A 16902-nucleotide genomic window follows, 5' to 3' on the forward strand; every position below is an offset into this window, starting at 1 on the left:
TTATATCTCTTCTCCTCTGCTTATTACTTCTGCCGCCAGCAGCCGGTAGCTCTCCGCTCCCGCTGATCTGGAATCATATAAATTAATCGGCATTCCATGGCTGGGAGCCTCTGCCAGTCTGACATTTCTGGGTATAATGGTTTTATAGATATTCTGGTTTAAATTATTTTTAACGCTCTCAACAACCTCCAGAGATAGATTTGTCCTGGCATCATACATGGTAAAAACCACACCTTCCATCTCAAGAGCAGGATTTAGTTTCTTTTTTACCAGATTTACGGTTTTCAGCACCTGGCTCAAGCCCTCTAATGCGTAATATTCACATTGAATTGGTACCAATACGGTGTTTGCAGCTGTTAAGGCATTAATTGTCAATAGATTCAATGACGGAGGACAATCTATGATAATAAAATCATAGTGATTCTTGATTTTTTCAAGATATGTTTTGAGGAGTGTTTCCTTGTTCTCAATTTCCAGTAATTCGATCTCTGCTCCTGCTAAATCCACATTAGAAGGAAGCAAATCCAGGTTTTCCTGAACATTGGTGATCAAACACTCTTCAATTTCACACTCTCCTACCAGCAGATCGTATACCGTTCGCTCAATGGAACTTTTTTCGATTCCCAGTCCGCTGGTCTCGTTTCCCTGTGGATCAAAATCCACAGCCAATACCCGCTGTCTTGATTCCGCCAGACAAGCAGATAAATTGATCGCGGTAGTCGTTTTACCAACTCCGCCCTTCTGGTTTGCTATCGCAATGATTCTTCCCATTTTTAATTTTGCCTCCTAATGAACCGATCGGATATGCTTGTTTATCCATTTGACACCTGATAAAGAAGGGTGTACAGTGCCCGGTATAGCAGGGCACGTTATTCATAAATGAAAGGTTGAAAGATGTTCTTTTTTCAACCTTTTCCTGTTACAACATTTGGAAATTGCAGTTCAATGTAGAGTATAGCATACTTTATTTTTTTTTCCTATGGTTTCCTGTAAAAAAAATCTATAATTTATAAAAAATGTTTCACGTGAAACATTTTACCAGGTTAATATAGGTTTTTCCAAGTTTTAAGAATAAATTAATATGTTAGACGTTGTAAGTCCATATTGATTATATTATAATAAGAAAAGATTAACCTATTTCAGGAGGTAAAGTATGAAAACAAAGAACAAACTATTGACCCTGCTCATTCTATCAGCCAGTACAGCTGTTACCACTGCTGTCATTAATAAATGTATTAAATATTCCGCAACCTCCAAAAACATATTAGCTGATTCAAAATCCCTTTGTTATAAATGGCGATTTGGCAACATTCACTATACAAAAACCGGAACAGGAAAGCCGCTCTTACTCATTCATGATTTAACGGCTTGTTCCAGCGGATACGAATGGAATCAGATGGTAAATCATTTAAAAGAAGAGTATACCGTATATACCTTAGACCTTCTGGGATGTGGACGCTCTGAAAAACCGGATCTGACTTATACCAATTATCTATATGTTCAGTTGATCTCTGACTTTATTAAATCAGAAATTGGACATCGTACCAATGTCATTGCATCCGGCTCTTCTTCACCGCTTGCTGTTATGGCCTGTAATCAGTCCCCGGAATTATTTAATCAGATCATGCTGATTAATCCAGATTCCTTACTGACATGCAGCCAGATTCCAAACAAGCATGGTAGAGTTTATAAATTTATTTTGGACTTGCCTATATTGGGGACATTGCTCTATCACATTGCTACCAGTAAGCAGGCAATTATGGAGGAATTTTCCAATAATTTTTGCAATCCTTATTCCGTTAATACCTCTCTGGTTGATGCTTATTATGAATCAGCTCATCTGGGCGATTCTCCCAAATCCTTATATGCCAGTGTAAGATGCAATTATACCAAGTGCAATATTGTTAATGCCTTAAAGAAAATCAATCATAGCATCTATATCATAGGGGGATGTGAAATGGAAAATATTAACGAGATGATTCGGGAATATCAGATATATAATCCGGCCATTGAAAGTTCACTGGTTAGTAACTCCAAGTACCTTCCTCAATTAGAAAATCCTTCTGAGCTGTATCGTGCCATTCAAATATTCTTTGTTTAATTATTAGAATAAAAAAATAATGTTTCACGTGAAACATCCACTGCACCAATGCAGAATTAATAACTCATGGATGTTTCACGTGAAACATTTTATTTTAACGGTTCCTTTGAAGGTAAACCCGCTTTTCTTGGATACTTTTTAGAGGTGCCATTATTCTTGGCTATCTTAACCAATGATCGCTCAGCATCTGTTCCAGGCAATAAAAAGGTCTTTACTTCTTTTACACTTCCGCCTAATAAAAATATGGCATGTTTTGCCGCTCCCAGCTCTTCTTCAATCTTTCCGGACTTATATGGAATAAAATAACCTCCAACCTTTGCAAAAGGCATGCAATACTCAGATAATGTGCTAAGATTAGCAACTGCTCTGGAAACACAAAGATCATACTGCTCCCTATGAAGAGAATCTCTTCCCAGGTCTTCCGCTCTCCCATGGATGGCTTCTATTTTATCAAGCCCTAAACGGCTGATCACTTCATTTAAAAAATTTATCCTTTTATTCAAGGAATCCATTAATGTTATCCTTAATTCAGGAAATGCGATCTTTAAAGGTATTCCCGGAAATCCCGCTCCCGTTCCCACATCAATGATCCTATAATCCTTTGTTCCAATCTCCTCCACCGCTTTTATCAGGGATAAACTATCCACAAAGTGCTTTGTTATCACTTCATCCATTTCTGTAATTGCAGTTAAATTCATGAGTTTATTCCATTCTACTAATAATTGAAAATAATCATAAAATTGATTTATTTGATTTTCTTTTAATTCAATAGATAATAAACTCAATTCTTTCCGGAGACTCTCTTCAAATGCTCCTGTCATATATAATTCCTCATTCTTTCTTTTCCAGGCTCTTCTGATAACGAAGCTGTTCCAGAAAAACAAGCAAAACAGATATATCTGCCGGAGACACGCCGGATATTCTGGATGCCTGTCCAATGGACATTGGCTTATATAGATTTAGTTTCTGGATGGCCTCTCTTCGAAGCCCCTTAACCGTAGAATAATCAAATTCCACATCCAGCTTTTTATTCTCCAGCTTTTTATACTGAATTACCTGCTGTCTCTGTCTGCGGATATATCCATCGTATTTAATATTAATATTGACCTGTTCAATCACATCTTCTGAAAGAGCAGTCCTGTTCTTATCTATTTTAGTTAACATAACATAATCAAGCTCAGGTCTTCTCACCAGCTCAGCCAGGGTTGTGCCGGTTTTTAAAGGAGTACTGCCGTTTTCTTCCAGAAATTCCTGCACTTCTTTGGATGCTCCTATATTAGTGGTCTCCAAGCGCTTGATTTCTTCCTCAATCAGCCTTTCCTTTAAAAGCAGCTTCTCATACTGTTCATCACTGATTAACCCTATATCATGGCCGATTCCCATTAGACGGATATCCGCATTGTCCTGACGCAGCAACAGCCTGTATTCCGCCCTTGATGTCATCATACGGTACGGTTCATGATTTTCTTTTGTAACAAGATCGTCGATTAAAACGCCGATATAAGCCTGGGAACGATCCAGCACGATCTGCTCTCTCCCCAGGATTTTCATAGCTGCATTTACACCGGCCATAAATCCCTGGACTGCCGCTTCCTCATATCCGGAGCTTCCGTTAAACTGTCCGCCACAATACAATCCATTGATTGGCAGAGTTTCCAAGGTTGACTTAAGCTGTATGGAATTGATGCAGTCATATTCAATGGCATACGCATTCCTGACAATTTTCACCTTCTCTAACCCAGGAACTGTCCGGTACATGGCATACTGAACATCCTCTGGCAGAGAACTTGACATGCCGCCTAAGTACATTTCATTGGTATAAAGGCCCTCCGGCTCTACAAAGACCTGATGGCGGTCCTTATCCGGAAATTTTACAACCTTGTCCTCAATGGATGGGCAGTACCTTGGCCCAGTGCCTTCGATGGCTCCTGAATATAAGGGGGAACGGTCTAAATTTTCCCGAATGATCTCATGGGTCTTTTCATTGGTATAAGTAAGCCAACAGGATATCTGTTCCTTCTGTAACGTCACCCTATCGGTAGAAAAGGAAAAGGGCACCACTTTCTCATCTCCCAGCTGCTCTTCCATCCTGGAAAAATCAATGCTTTTCTTGTCCACTCTGGCAGGAGTACCCGTCTTAAAGCGCAGCATCTCGATTCCATGCTCCTTTAGGGAATCCGTCAGATGATTGGCTGCCTTAAGGCCGTTAGGGCCTGTATACTCGCTTACATCGCCATAGATGCACCTTGCCTTTAAATAGGTTCCCGTAGCCAGTATGGCCGCCTTACAGCGGTATACTGCCCCGGAAAAGGTCTTGACTCCTGTCAGGGTTCCATCCTCTACAATTATTTCAGAAACCTCTGCCTGCCTTATGGTCAAATGATCCGTATTCTCCAGGGTCATTCTCATGGATCTGGAATACTCCTGCTTGTCTGCCTGGGCCCTTAAGGAATGGACTGCCGGTCCTTTTGACTGGTTTAACATTTTGGATTGTATAAACGTTTTATCAATATTTTTACCCATTTCACCGCCTAAAGCATCAAGCTCCCTTACCAGATGGCCTTTGGAGCTTCCGCCGATATTAGGGTTACAGGGCATCAGCGCAATGCTGTCTACGCTGACTGTAAACATAATTGTCTCAAGACCCAGCCTTGCACAGGCAAGGGCCGCCTCACAGCCGGCATGTCCTGCACCGACTATGACGACATCATAAGACTCTTCTAAATGCTGCATTTCATTCTCCTTTCGTATCTATTACCACACCTTCTGTATTTAATGAAATACTTACAGGGCCCGCCACAGGAACATAAAAGGCATTCCCTGCTTATCTTTTTACTTACCCATACAGAACTTACGGAATATCTCCTGAACCAGATCATCCCCCACCGACTCTCCAAGGATGGTTCCCAACTGTTCATAAGCATCCATTAAATCAATGGAATAAAAATCCTCCGGCATTTCCTCTTTGACGCTCCGCTCCACCATAGAAAGACTCTTAAGCGCCTCCAAAAGTGCATTCTTATGCCTTACATTCGTTATATAAACCTGATCATTAAAATCGATCTCACCCTGATAGAACATTGCCTTTATCTCATCTTCCAGATTCCCGATCCCAAGACGTTCCTTTGCGGAAATGGGAATTACCCGATGACCGGTTCTCTTTTTAAGCATATCCTCTGTAACAACAGGAATGAGATCCGTCTTATTTAAAAGGACTACTGCCTTCCGGTCTTCTATGAACTTTAAAATCTCTTCATCATTTTCATCAAGAGGACAGGACCCATCCACCACATAAATGATCAGATCCGCTTCCTGGGCCGCACTTCTTGCCTTCTCAACACCAATCTTTTCAACCACATCCTCCGTATTCCGGATTCCTGCTGTATCAATGATATTAAGACTTAAGTCCTCCAGCCTGATCTGCTCCTTTAAGGTATCTCTGGTAGTTCCTGCAATATCCGTAACAATTGCCCGCTCTTCTCCCACCAAAACATTTAAAAGTGAGGATTTTCCTGCATTGGGCTTTCCTAAAATAACTGTCTCAATACCTTCTGACAAAACCCTTCCATTATCGGCGGACTTAATAAGAAGATTCAGTTCCTCTTTTAATGGCATAATTGCCTGTAAAAGACGTTCCTGGTACCCATCCAGAGAAATGTGCTCCGGATCATCAAGAGCTGATTCAATAAAAGCGATATGATAAATAATTTTATCCCTCATATCCTTTATTTTCTTAGAAACAGATCCCTCTAACTGGCTGACAGAAGATTTTAAAGCATAATTATTTTTCGCATTGATCACATCAATAACAGCTTCTGCCTGGGATAGATCCACTCTGCCATTTAAAAATGCCCTCTTGGTGAATTCCCCCGGCTCCGCAGGTATGGCACCGTACTTTAACACGGTTTCTAAAATTCTCTTTGTTACAAGAACTCCTCCATGGCAGTCAATCTCAACCGTATCCTCTGCCGTAAAGCTTCTTGGCCCCCTCATGATCAGAACCAGAACTTCATCGATAACCTCGTCCCCATCAAAGATATAACCGTAGTGAATGGTATGTGACGTCTCCTCTGAAAGCTTTTTCCTGCTTTTTCCTTTTCCCTTAAAAATCCTATCTATAATCTGAAATGACTCTTCGCCGCTGATCCTGATAATCCCGATACCGGAACTGGACATGGCTGTGGCGATAGCCGCTATTGTATTCATTTTCATATTCAATCACCTAAATAACTTCCTGCGTGAGAAAAGGGGTGAGGGTGCCTTCCGACAGCCCCAACCCCTCATAGTTATTTGTCTATTTATCTATCTCTCTTTTTCCTGATTCCGTTCTCTTTTGGAATAATCCTTCTTTAAGGAAATAACAACATGTCTGAATGGATCCTCTCCCTCACTTCTTGTAACAACAAACTTGTCATTTTGAAGTGCGGAATGGATAATCCTTCTTTCATAAGGATTCATCGGTTCTAAAGAAACTGAACGTCTTGTCCGCTTCACTTTGTAAGCGATATTTTTTGCAAGAGTCTCCAGAGTTTCCTTTCTCCGCTCCCTGTAATTTTCCGTATCAAGTTTTACCCTGATGTAATCTTCGTTTTCCTTATTAATAACAAGGCTAACCAGATATTGAAGGGAATCCAGGGTCTGTCCTCTTTTGCCTATTAAAATTCCCATGTCATCTCCCGACATGTTAATGGAAAGTTCTTTTTCCTTTTCAAGATAAGAAGCTTCCATATTGACACCTAAATTCATAGCACCGAACATATCGGAAAGAAAGGTCATAGCCTTATCTTCCATGGTTTCTTTCTTTTTTGCACGGATGACAGCCGGCTTAAAACCGATAATTCCCAGAATACCATTACTGCCCTTATCAACAATCTCGTACTCCAGCTTATCACTGGTTGTTCCTAATTCGATTAATGCCTTTGTAATCGCTTCATCAACGGTTTTTGCTGAAACTGTAATCATATCCATAGGTCACCCTCCTATTTACTGTGCTTTTCGTTGTACTTCTCGACCATCCTCGCCTTTGATGCAATGCTGCCCGGATTTGAAGTTCCGCTGTTATAATAATCGCTGGAAGCCTTAACCTGCTCCCTTGTCCTCTCGGCCTTAGCATTACTCTCTGCTTCCACTTTATCATTAGCAGCCTGAAGATTTTTTAAATTGGCGGTAGCATTCTGGGCAACGTGCTGAGGAGGAAGCCCCTTCTTTGCACGCTTTTTATTAGCCTTCTCAACATTCCTCTTAATCATCTCATCCATATCAATTGAGTTTAAATGGCGGTTTACCGCAACCTGCTGGATGATCTGGAACACACTGGAGGCAATCCAGTAAATACCAATACCGGATGCAAAGGTGAAGCAGAAAAACACAGACATAAGCGGCATGACCGTATTCATGCTCTTCATGGACTGAGCCATGGCATTGCCCTCATCATTTCCATTTTGTGGCTGGTTTACTGTCATCAGCTTGGCACTGAACCACTGGCTGAGACCTGCCAAAATCGGAATGAGAATAGCAAGACTGAAATGGAAGCCGCCTCCTGGCGGAAACAATACGCTGGATGGCGTAGATGACAGATTAATTCCCAGAAAAGAATTCATATGGGAAATCTGGGCTGCATTGGCAGCAATGGTATCCTTAATGGTAGGAAATAATTCCTGCAAAGAATTCCACTGGCCGGGATTTAACTGATATAAGAAATCCACCATCCCATTACTGGTTGTAAGGCTTCCGATTCTTGATACATTGATTTTATTGTCTGTGGCAAACTGTGTCAGCATCCCTACATGATCGACCCCAAGGGAATTTACAGCTGTCACTACATTTTCAAATACCGTTTTAACGCTCTGTACATAGGCAGGAATATGATAAATAACCTGATACAGGGCGAAAAGAATGGGCATCTGGATGACAAGCTGCACACAGCCGCCTGTCATGGAAGTTCCATATTTTTCATAAACCGCCTGAACTTCCACGTTCTGCCTTCTCATGGATTCCTGGTCGGTTTTTCCTTTATATTTTGCCTGAATAGCCGAAATTTCCGGCTGCATAACGCTCATAAGTTTTGATGATTTCTGCTGCTTTAAGGTCAGCGGAAACATAAGAAGTTTAGTTACAAGAGTAAATAAAATAATACACAAACCAATATTCTGGATTCCAAACGTACTGGTCAGCTTAAACAGCCAATCCATGATAATACCCAGAACGGTCGCAAACGGCCCCAAGATGCCTCCTACCTTAGTCAATACTAAGAATTCCAATGAACTACCTCCTCATCTGTTACGGAACTGGATCATAACCGCCTTTTGCAAATGGATTACACCGAAGTATCCTCTTGCAAGCCAAAAATGTACCTTTTAACACACCATACTTTGTAAGCGCCTCAATGGCGTATTGAGAACACGTAGGCGTGTAAATGCAGTGAGTTCTTATTTTCAGAGGAGAAAGAAATTTCTGGTACCCTCTGATCAACAAAATCATGATTTTCTTAATCATAAGATCACTTCGATTCTTTTTTTAAAATGTTATGAAGTCCGCACAAGTGCAGATATGCACTTTCGATTGTTTTGTAATTTTCTTCCTTTGCCGCTGCTCTTACAACGACTACGATGTCTAATCCTGCCTCTACCATTTCCTCATGAAGCCTGAAACTCTCTCTGATTAATCTGGTTATGCGATGCCTAACAACGCTGTTTCCTACCTTCCTGCTGACGGATATACCGATTCTGGTCTCAGGCCTGTCCGTTTTTCTAACATACATTACAAGAAGTCTGTTGGCTAGGGATCTTCCGGTTTGATAAACTTCTTGAAAATCCCGGCTCTTCTTAATTGAATTAAAATGTTTCATGAAACTTTTTCCTATCTCCTGTCCACGCTTTTTGGAGAAAAAGTTATACCTGGAAGGTATTTTCCTATTTCCCAGGAATTTGAGAAAAGAAAAGGCCACAATTACTTGCGGCCTGGTCCATTAAGCTGATAATTTTGCTCTTCCTTTTGCTCTTCTGGCAGCTAAAACTTTTCTTCCGCCTGGAGTGCTCATTCTGGCTCTGAAACCATGAACTTTGGATCTCTGTCTCTTCTTTGGCTGAAACGTCATCTTCATAATCTACGGACACCTCCTCTTGTTACAATAGTTTATCATAGGCAATATGATGAAACATATTGAGACTATCTTAATTAAACATCGTTTCAATTATATAGAACAAAAGATGGTTCGTCAAGGGAAAAATGTATTTTTTCTTTTAAAACCGACACTGCCCCGGCGTTTTTTTGCGACATTCCAGATACCGGATCTGATGCATATCGGACACTCCTGCCCATATACCTGGAAAATCCGGTAATGTCCGATTTCAATCTACTAATCAATCCTTTTATACAGGATAATAAAATTGGAATTTATTTCTATCAGATAAATGGATAGATATGGATAAAGGGAATGCATTGACGGAACACTTTATGTAAACCTGGAAGGAAAACTCAGGATGACAGGCTCCTGTTTGAAAAAGACGGAGGTCACGGAATAATAGTAAAAGCCATTGCTCCTCAAAATACATGGAGCAATGGCTCAAGTTTTTTCAGTGATTATCCTTTCATGGCCTTAAATAACGCCTGGGAGACCGCCACAGTAAGTATTCCCGCCACAATAGCCTCCGGAATTCCGTTGATACATATGATTCCAATAATTACGGAATAGATTCCTTCCGTCAGTCCCCTTGCCGCCTGTCCATATTCTTTTCCGAAAAATAAGTAAATCAGATTCATTACCAATAAAGTATTGGTTAATGATCCTGCCACTCCTGCGGCCGCCAAAGCAATGGTCCTCTTTCCGCTTCTTTCGCCCAGAGCTTTTAATACCGCCCGGAACACATAATAGGCCACGATACCTACAAGAATCCTGGGAATCATACAAATAATCAGGCTGCCTATATTCCCGCCGTACTCTCCTACTTTAATAAAAGGAGAAAATACAAAGGAAGTGGGATTGGGCATGTAGGTATTTTTCCACAGACTGGTCAGTCCGAATACCATTCCCAAGAATCCGCCATATTTTGGTCCAAGAATAATGGCTCCAATTATGACCGGAACGTGAATGATCGTGGCGTTCATAAATCCCAGGGGAATGTACCCAAAGGGCGTAAACGCCATGATGACGATAATGGCAACAAATACGGCTGCCAGTACCAGGCTACGGGTTTTGTTCTCAATATTCATTTTTTTACCTCCTGTGCTACTGTTCTTTTATAAAGATACAATGCATCTGGTTACATGTGCATTATATTATAGAAAGCTTTTATCCGTCAATCCGCGTCAGTAAAATTTCGCCCATTTTGTTAATTTACATAAACTTATCAACATTATGGGGATAACTTGTGGAAAACTCTCTGGATATTATCTTGATAATTGTTGTTTTATTCACAGGCCTGTCCTTTCAGCCCATATAAATTCCACTCTCCCGGGATGTGAATAACAGAACTTACCAAATACACCTTTTTTGTGGACAACTCTCTCTCTGGATGATTATCAACACATCATTCACATGCAATACACATCCTCTGCACACACTTATCCACAATTTTTTTCTATTATCATTGAAAATTGTTTCAAAATAGTATAGAATGAACTGTAGATTGGGTAAATGCGCATATTTGCATTTTTATAAATGTAGGAGACTTACAATGTTAGAAAAGTTAAAGGAAAAATGGGATGATATCTTATTTAATTTGAAAGAAGAACACGAAATTACGGACGTGTCTTTTAAAACTTGGCTTCTTCCGCTAAAAGTTTATTCTGTAAACGGCGAAAAAGTCATCGTCACGGTACCGGATGTGGAATTCTTGGGATACATCCGCAAAAAATACGGGTTTCTTCTAAAGATCACCATAGAAGAAGTGACTGGATTTGAGTGCAGTGTTGATTTTGTTGTTGAAAATCAACTTCCGAAAGAGGCCGCCGCCCCTGCAGGTAATACTCTTATTACCAATACCATAAATCCGGTCAGCCAGTCGGCTATCATAACCGCAAATTTGAATCCGAAATACATATTCGATACCTTTGTGGTGGGTGCCAACAATAACCTGGCTCATGCCGCCTCTTTGGCTGTTGCAGAATCTCCAGGTGAAATTTATAATCCTCTGTTCATATATGGAGGCGTGGGTCTTGGAAAAACTCACTTAATGCATTCCATCGGCCATTTTATCTTAAAGAATAATCCGGCTGCAAAGGTTCTCTATGTGACCAGTGAGAAATTCACCAATGAGCTGATCGATGCGATCCGTAATAAAAACAACTTCTCTCCTACTGAATTCCGTGAGAAATACAGAAACAATGATGTTCTGCTGATCGATGATATCCAGTTTATCATTGGTAAAGAAAGTACCCAGGAGGAATTCTTCCATACCTTCAACGCCTTATACGAGGCGAAAAAGCAGATTATCATTTCCTCTGATAAACCACCTAAGGAAATCGAAACCTTGGAGGAACGGCTCCGTTCCCGGTTTGAATGGGGCTTAACCGTGGACATACAGTCCCCTGATTATGAGACCAGGATGGCCATCCTCAGGAAAAAGGAAGAAATGGAAGGCTATAACATTGACAATGAAGTCATTAAATACATAGCAACCAACATCAAATCCAACATCCGGGAACTGGAAGGCGCCCTGACAAAAATCGTGGCCCTCTCCCGCCTTGATAATAAGGAGATTACCGTAGAACTGGCGGAAGAAGCATTAAAGGACATAATCTCCCCCAACGACAAGCGGGAAGTCACGCCGGAACTTGTCATACAGGTTGTTGCAGATCATTACGGCATTACTCCCCTTGATATCTCTTCCCAGAAAAGAAACAAGGAAATCGTTTATCCACGTCAGATTGTTATGTACCTCTGCCGCGACATGGTTGGAACCCCCTTACAGATGATTGGAAAATACCTGGGAGGAAGGGACCATACTACCATTATCCATGGGATAGAAAAAATTACCGCAGAGATAAACAAAAACGATACTTTAAATAACACCATTGAAATTCTTAAAAAGAAAATTAGTCCACAATAAGGTGTGTATTAGGTGTTAATTACCTGTGGACAATTAAGGGCCTTAAATCGTTTCTCATATGATTGTGGATAACCTTAAAGTTTTCCTTAGATTATGTGGACGTTATTCACACTGTTATGAACATGGAAACATCAACCTTTATATAGGTTATCAAGGCTTTTACACAAACCCACAGCCCCTACTACTAATACGACGGAATTTAACTATATCATCCATCTATTTATTGCAATTTCTAGAGTAAAGGAGTTATCAACAATTATGAAACTGACATTTAAACAGGATGAGATCCTAAACGGCATTAATATCGTACTGAAAGCGGTTCCCAGTAAAACAACCATGTCCATCCTGGAATGTATCTTCATCGATGCCAGCGGATCAGAGATCAAACTGACTGCCAATGATATGGAGCTGGGAATAGAAACAAAGGTAGAAGGAACCATCCTGGAAAGAGGTAAAATCGCCCTTGAGGCAAAGCTGCTTTCAGAGATCGTAAGAAAACTCTCTTCTGTAGGAGATTCCCTTGTTACCATTGAAAGCGATGAAAAGCTTACCACCACTATTTCCTGTGAAAACTCCGTATTCCATATCCAGGGCAGGGATGGGGAGGAATTTGCTTATCTTCCGTATATTGAACGGGATCATTATATCTGCCTTTCCCAGTTCTCATTAAAGGAAGTGATCCGCCAGACTATTTTCTCCATTGCTCCCAATGACAGCAATAAAATGATGACCGGAGAGCTTTTCCAAGTATCTGGTAACCAGTTAAAGGTGGTTTCTCTGGATGGTCACAGGATATCTATCCGAAATATTGAATTAAAAGATACTTATCATGATATAAAAGTCATTGTTCCTGGCAAGACTTTAAATGAAGTCAGCAAGATCCTTGGCGGAGACAATGAAAAGGAAGTGCTTATTTTCTTCAGCACCAACCACATTTTATTCGAATTTGATGATACCATCGTTGTTTCCCGTTTAATTGAAGGAGAATATTTCCGGATCGATCAGATGCTGTCCAGCGATTATGAGACAAAGACCGCTGTTAATAAAAGAGAGCTTCTGGACTGTCTTGACCGGGCAACCATCCTGGTAAGGGAAAATGATAAAAAGCCCCTGATCATGAATATCGAAGATCAGGAAATGCAGCTTAAGATGAATTCCAGCTTTGGCTCCATGAATGCCCAGGTTCCGATTCATAAAACAGGAAGTGACATCATGATCGGCTTTAATCCAAAGTTCCTGATCGATGCCTTAAGAATTATTGATGACGAAGAAGTAACCATTTACATGCTGAATCCCAAATCCCCCTGCTTTATCAGGGATGAAGAGGGCAAATATATTTACCTGATCCTTCCTGTCAACTTTAATGCGGCAGCTGTTTAAACAGACCGTATATGATAAAGGAAAGATAGGAGCAACCATTTATGCCCAAAAGCATGGGCAAAAGAGAGGAACGCCCTGCGGGCATACCTTAATGCCCAAAAAACATGGGCAAGAGAGAGGAAACTATGGAGACAATCAAGTTAAGGGATGAATACATTAAGCTTGGACAGGCCTTAAAGGCAGCCGGTATGGTTGGATCAGGGGTTGACGCCAAATTTGTCATTGAGGATGGTCTTGTGCAGGTCAACGGCCAGGTAGAATACCAGAGAGGAAAGAAATTAAGAGCCGGAGACGTAGTCACTTTTGATGGCAATACCATTAAAATCGAGGAATAACACCATCCATGATCATTGAATCGATAGAGCTTAAGAATTACCGCAACTATGATGAATTACATATGGATTTCAGTCATGGAACCAATATACTCTATGGGGACAATGCCCAGGGGAAAACAAATGTCTTAGAAGCAATCTATGTCTGTGCTACGACAAAATCCCACAGAGGGAGCAAGGATAAGGAAATCATACAATTTGACAGGGATGAGTCGCATATCAAGCTAAACATCAGAAAGAAAGATATTCCATACCGGATTGACATGCATTTGAAGAAGAATAAAGCCAAAGGCGTGGCAGTAAATGGCGTTCCCATAAGGAAGGCCAGTGAGTTGTTTGGAATCGTCAACGTTGTATTTTTTTCTCCGGAGGACTTAAATCTCATAAAAAACGGGCCGGCCGAAAGGCGACGGTTCGTTGATTTAGAATTATGTCAACTAAACAAGCTTTACGTCCATTCCCTTGTGCAGTATAATAGGATTGTGACGCAGCGCAATAAACTGTTGAAAGATATGGCTTTTCGGCCTGATTACGAAGAAACCCTGGACATATGGGATATGCAGCTGGTCCAATATGGAAAGGAAATGATTGGTTACCGGAAAGAATTTATTGAACAGCTGGATGGAATCATAGGGCCCATCCACGGGAATCTTTCCGGGGAAAAGGAAACTCTGCGCATCCTTTATGAGCCAAATGTAGAGGCGGATGCGTTTGAAGATGTCATAAGGCGAAGCAGGCAGCAGGATATCAAGCAGAAAACGACGCTTACCGGTCCCCACCGGGATGATTTAAGTTTCATCATCAACGGAATCGACATTCGCCGGTTTGGTTCCCAGGGGCAGCAGAGGACAGCGGCTTTGTCCTTAAAGCTTGCAGAAATAGAACTGGTAGAAAAAACAGTATATGATTATCCCATCCTTTTGCTGGATGACGTATTATCAGAGCTGGACAGCAGCAGACAAAATCAATTACTTGCAGGAATCAATCATATACAGACCGTGATCACCTGTACGGGACTGGAAGAATTTGTAAGAAACCGGTTTCCCGTAGATAAGATATTCAAGGTGGTAAGCGGTACCGTAGGCAGTGAAAATTAATTCAGGAGGAAGCGTGCAAATATGAGTCAAGAATATGGTGCAGATCAAATCCAGATATTAGAGGGTCTTGAAGCAGTAAGAAAAAGACCTGGTATGTATATCGGCAGTACATCCACAAGGGGACTTCATCATCTGGTTTACGAGATCGTGGACAATGCGGTGGATGAGGCTCTGGCAGGATATTGCGACAGCATAGAGGTGATTGTCCATCCTGACAATTCCGTTACAGTCGTGGATGACGGACGAGGGATCCCCGTAGGCATCCAGAAAAAGGCCGGGATTCCGGCGGTAGAGGTGGCCTTTACCATTCTTCATGCCGGCGGCAAATTCGGCGGCGGGGGATATAAAGTTTCCGGCGGCCTTCACGGCGTAGGCGCTTCTGTAGTAAATGCTCTTTCCCAGTGGCTTGAGGTGGAAATCCGCCAGGATGGAAAGATCTATAAACAGCGATATGAAAAAGGAAAGACCATGTATCCATTAAAGGTCATAGGAGATTGCGGCCCGGATGAGCATGGAACAAAGGTTACCTTCCTTCCCGATGATGATATTTTTGAAGAAACGGTCTATGATTATGATACATTAAAGATCCGTCTCCGTGAAACCGCATTTTTAACTAAAAACTTAAAGATTATCCTGAAAGATGAGAGAGAGGATAAACGGGAGCACGTGTTCCATTATGAAGGGGGCATCAAGGAGTTTATCACCTATTTAAACAAGGGTAAAACCCCCCTCTATGATCAGGTGTTTTATTGTGAAGGAACAAAGGATGGTGTCTATGTTGAGGTCGCCATGCAGCACAATGATTCCTACACAGAAAATATCTACAGCTTTGTCAATAACATCAATACTCCAGAAGGCGGAACCCATCTGGCAGGCTTTAAGAGTGCCCTGACAACCACCTTAAATGATTATGCCAGAAAGAACAGGCTGTTAAAGGAAAATGAAACCAACTTATCCGGTGAGGATATCAGAGAAGGTATGACAGCTATCATAAGCGTTAAGATCGAAGAGCCTCAGTTTGAGGGCCAGACAAAGCAGAAATTAGGAAACAGTGAGGCAAGGGGAGCGGTGGATAACATCTTAAGAGAACAGTTCACCTATTATTTAGAGCAGAATCCAAGCCTTTCAAAAACCATCTGTGATAAATCAATCCTGGCTCAGCGCGCAAGAGCCGCGGCCAGAAAGGCCAGGGATTTAACCAGGAGAAAGACCGCCCTTGAGGGGATGGCTCTTCCTGGAAAGCTTGCGGACTGTTCCGATAAAAATCCGGAAAACTGCGAGATCTACATCGTCGAGGGAGACAGTGCCGGTGGCTCTGCAAAGACGGCCCGTTCCAGAAACACTCAGGCCATCCTTCCCCTGCGAGGAAAAATCCTTAATGTGGAGAAGGCAAGGCTTGACAGGATTTATGCCAATGCGGAAATAAGGGCCATGATTACCGCATTTGGATCAGGAATCCATGAGGACTTTGACTTAAGCAAATTAAGGTATCATAAAATTATCATCATGACCGATGCCGACGTGGATGGTGCCCATATCAGCACCTTGCTGCTCACCTTTTTATACCGCTTCATGCCGGAGCTTATCCGGGAGGGCTATGTATATCTGGCACAGCCTCCTTTATACAAGGTGGAAAAAAATAAAAAGGTATGGTATGCCTACAGCGATGAAGAACTTAATTCCATCTTAAAGGAAATCGGCCGTGACAACAACAATAAGATCCAGCGTTATAAAGGTCTTGGAGAGATGGACGCAGAACAGCTTTGGGAAACCACCATGGACCCGGAACGAAGAGTCCTTCTGCGTGTCATCATGAATGAGGACACCACATCCGAAATGGATTTAACCTTTACCACCTTAATGGGCGATCAGGTAGAGCCAAGACGTGAATTTATCGAAGCCAACGCCAAATATGTACAGAATCTTGATGTTTAATTGGAGGA

At 41.5% G+C, this 16902-nt stretch carries 16 protein-coding genes; 6 read left to right on the top strand and 10 right to left on the bottom strand.

Translation table 11 applies throughout. The features are described from left to right. Nucleotides 1–771, bottom strand: a complete 771-nt coding sequence (locus tag BMX69_RS19700; protein WP_025230638.1) for a ParA family protein — start codon at nt 769–771, stop codon at nt 1–3. Between the two features lie 382 nt (nt 772–1153). Between BMX69_RS19700 and BMX69_RS19705 the strand changes: the two genes are divergently transcribed. Further along, nucleotides 1154–2101, top strand: a complete 948-nt coding sequence (locus tag BMX69_RS19705) for an alpha/beta fold hydrolase (protein WP_054791210.1) — start codon at nt 1154–1156, stop codon at nt 2099–2101. Between the two features lie 89 nt (nt 2102–2190). Here the strand turns inward: BMX69_RS19705 and rsmG are convergent, their stop codons facing one another. The 9 genes from rsmG to BMX69_RS19750 form a co-directional block, all read right to left on the bottom strand. Further along, complete coding sequence (rsmG, locus tag BMX69_RS19710) at nt 2191–2922, bottom strand: 16S rRNA (guanine(527)-N(7))-methyltransferase RsmG (protein WP_100043302.1); 732 nt, start codon at nt 2920–2922, stop codon at nt 2191–2193. A gap of 10 nt (nt 2923–2932) precedes the next feature. Continuing rightward, nucleotides 2933–4834 carry a tRNA uridine-5-carboxymethylaminomethyl(34) synthesis enzyme MnmG gene (mnmG, locus tag BMX69_RS19715; RefSeq protein ID WP_054791211.1) on the bottom strand — a complete coding sequence of 634 codons (1902 nt, stop codon included), beginning with the start codon at nt 4832–4834 and terminating at the stop codon, nt 2933–2935. A 99-nt stretch (nt 4835–4933) separates the two neighbouring features. Further along, nucleotides 4934–6313 (bottom strand): tRNA uridine-5-carboxymethylaminomethyl(34) synthesis GTPase MnmE, encoded by a 1380-nt coding sequence (gene mnmE / locus BMX69_RS19720; protein ID WP_054791212.1) that lies wholly within the window; start codon nt 6311–6313, stop codon nt 4934–4936. A 90-nt stretch (nt 6314–6403) separates the two neighbouring features. Continuing rightward, entirely contained in the window at nt 6404–7069 is a 666-nt protein-coding gene (gene jag / locus BMX69_RS19725; RefSeq protein ID WP_054791213.1) for an RNA-binding cell elongation regulator Jag/EloR, read from the bottom strand. 11 nt (nt 7070–7080) lie between these two features. Next, a complete protein-coding gene (locus BMX69_RS19730) occupies nt 7081–8361 on the bottom strand; it encodes a YidC/Oxa1 family membrane protein insertase (RefSeq protein WP_100043303.1) in 1281 nt (426 codons plus the stop codon). A gap of 19 nt (nt 8362–8380) precedes the next feature. After that, nucleotides 8381–8596 (bottom strand): membrane protein insertion efficiency factor YidD, encoded by a 216-nt coding sequence (gene yidD / locus BMX69_RS19735; RefSeq protein ID WP_092241520.1) that lies wholly within the window; start codon nt 8594–8596, stop codon nt 8381–8383. Between the two features lie 4 nt (nt 8597–8600). Then, nucleotides 8601–8948 carry a ribonuclease P protein component gene (rnpA, locus tag BMX69_RS19740; RefSeq protein ID WP_025230645.1) on the bottom strand — a complete coding sequence of 116 codons (348 nt, stop codon included), beginning with the start codon at nt 8946–8948 and terminating at the stop codon, nt 8601–8603. A 120-nt stretch (nt 8949–9068) separates the two neighbouring features. Continuing rightward, nucleotides 9069–9203, bottom strand: a complete 135-nt coding sequence (gene rpmH / locus BMX69_RS19745) for a 50S ribosomal protein L34 (RefSeq protein WP_013274848.1) — start codon at nt 9201–9203, stop codon at nt 9069–9071. 479 nt (nt 9204–9682) lie between these two features. Beyond that, entirely contained in the window at nt 9683–10312 is a 630-nt protein-coding gene (locus BMX69_RS19750) for an ECF transporter S component (RefSeq protein ID WP_025230652.1), read from the bottom strand. Nucleotides 10313–10776: 464 nt separating this feature from the next. Here BMX69_RS19750 and dnaA point away from each other — a divergent pair, with 464 nt between their 5' ends. From dnaA to gyrB, 5 genes are all read left to right on the top strand, one after another. Continuing rightward, nucleotides 10777–12150 (top strand): chromosomal replication initiator protein DnaA, encoded by a 1374-nt coding sequence (gene dnaA / locus BMX69_RS19755; RefSeq protein ID WP_025230653.1) that lies wholly within the window; start codon nt 10777–10779, stop codon nt 12148–12150. A 258-nt stretch (nt 12151–12408) separates the two neighbouring features. Then, nucleotides 12409–13530, top strand: a complete 1122-nt coding sequence (gene dnaN, locus BMX69_RS19760; RefSeq protein WP_054791215.1) for a DNA polymerase III subunit beta — start codon at nt 12409–12411, stop codon at nt 13528–13530. Nucleotides 13531–13655: 125 nt separating this feature from the next. Next, nucleotides 13656–13865, top strand: coding sequence for an RNA-binding S4 domain-containing protein (locus BMX69_RS19765; RefSeq protein WP_054791221.1), 210 nt, complete (start codon nt 13656–13658; stop codon nt 13863–13865). Between the two features lie 8 nt (nt 13866–13873). Then, nucleotides 13874–14959 (top strand): DNA replication/repair protein RecF, encoded by a 1086-nt coding sequence (gene recF, locus BMX69_RS19770; RefSeq protein ID WP_092241503.1) that lies wholly within the window; start codon nt 13874–13876, stop codon nt 14957–14959. Nucleotides 14960–14980: 21 nt separating this feature from the next. Continuing rightward, the gene (gyrB, locus tag BMX69_RS19775; protein WP_100043304.1) at nt 14981–16894 is read left to right on the top strand and encodes a DNA topoisomerase (ATP-hydrolyzing) subunit B; all 1914 of its coding nucleotides are present in this window, start codon (nt 14981–14983) and stop codon (nt 16892–16894) included. Nucleotides 16895–16902 lie beyond the last annotated feature (8 nt).

Origin of the sequence: Lacrimispora sphenoides JCM 1415, from assembly GCF_900105615.1 — a bacterium.
Lineage (GTDB): Bacteria > Bacillota > Clostridia > Lachnospirales > Lachnospiraceae > Lacrimispora > Lacrimispora sphenoides.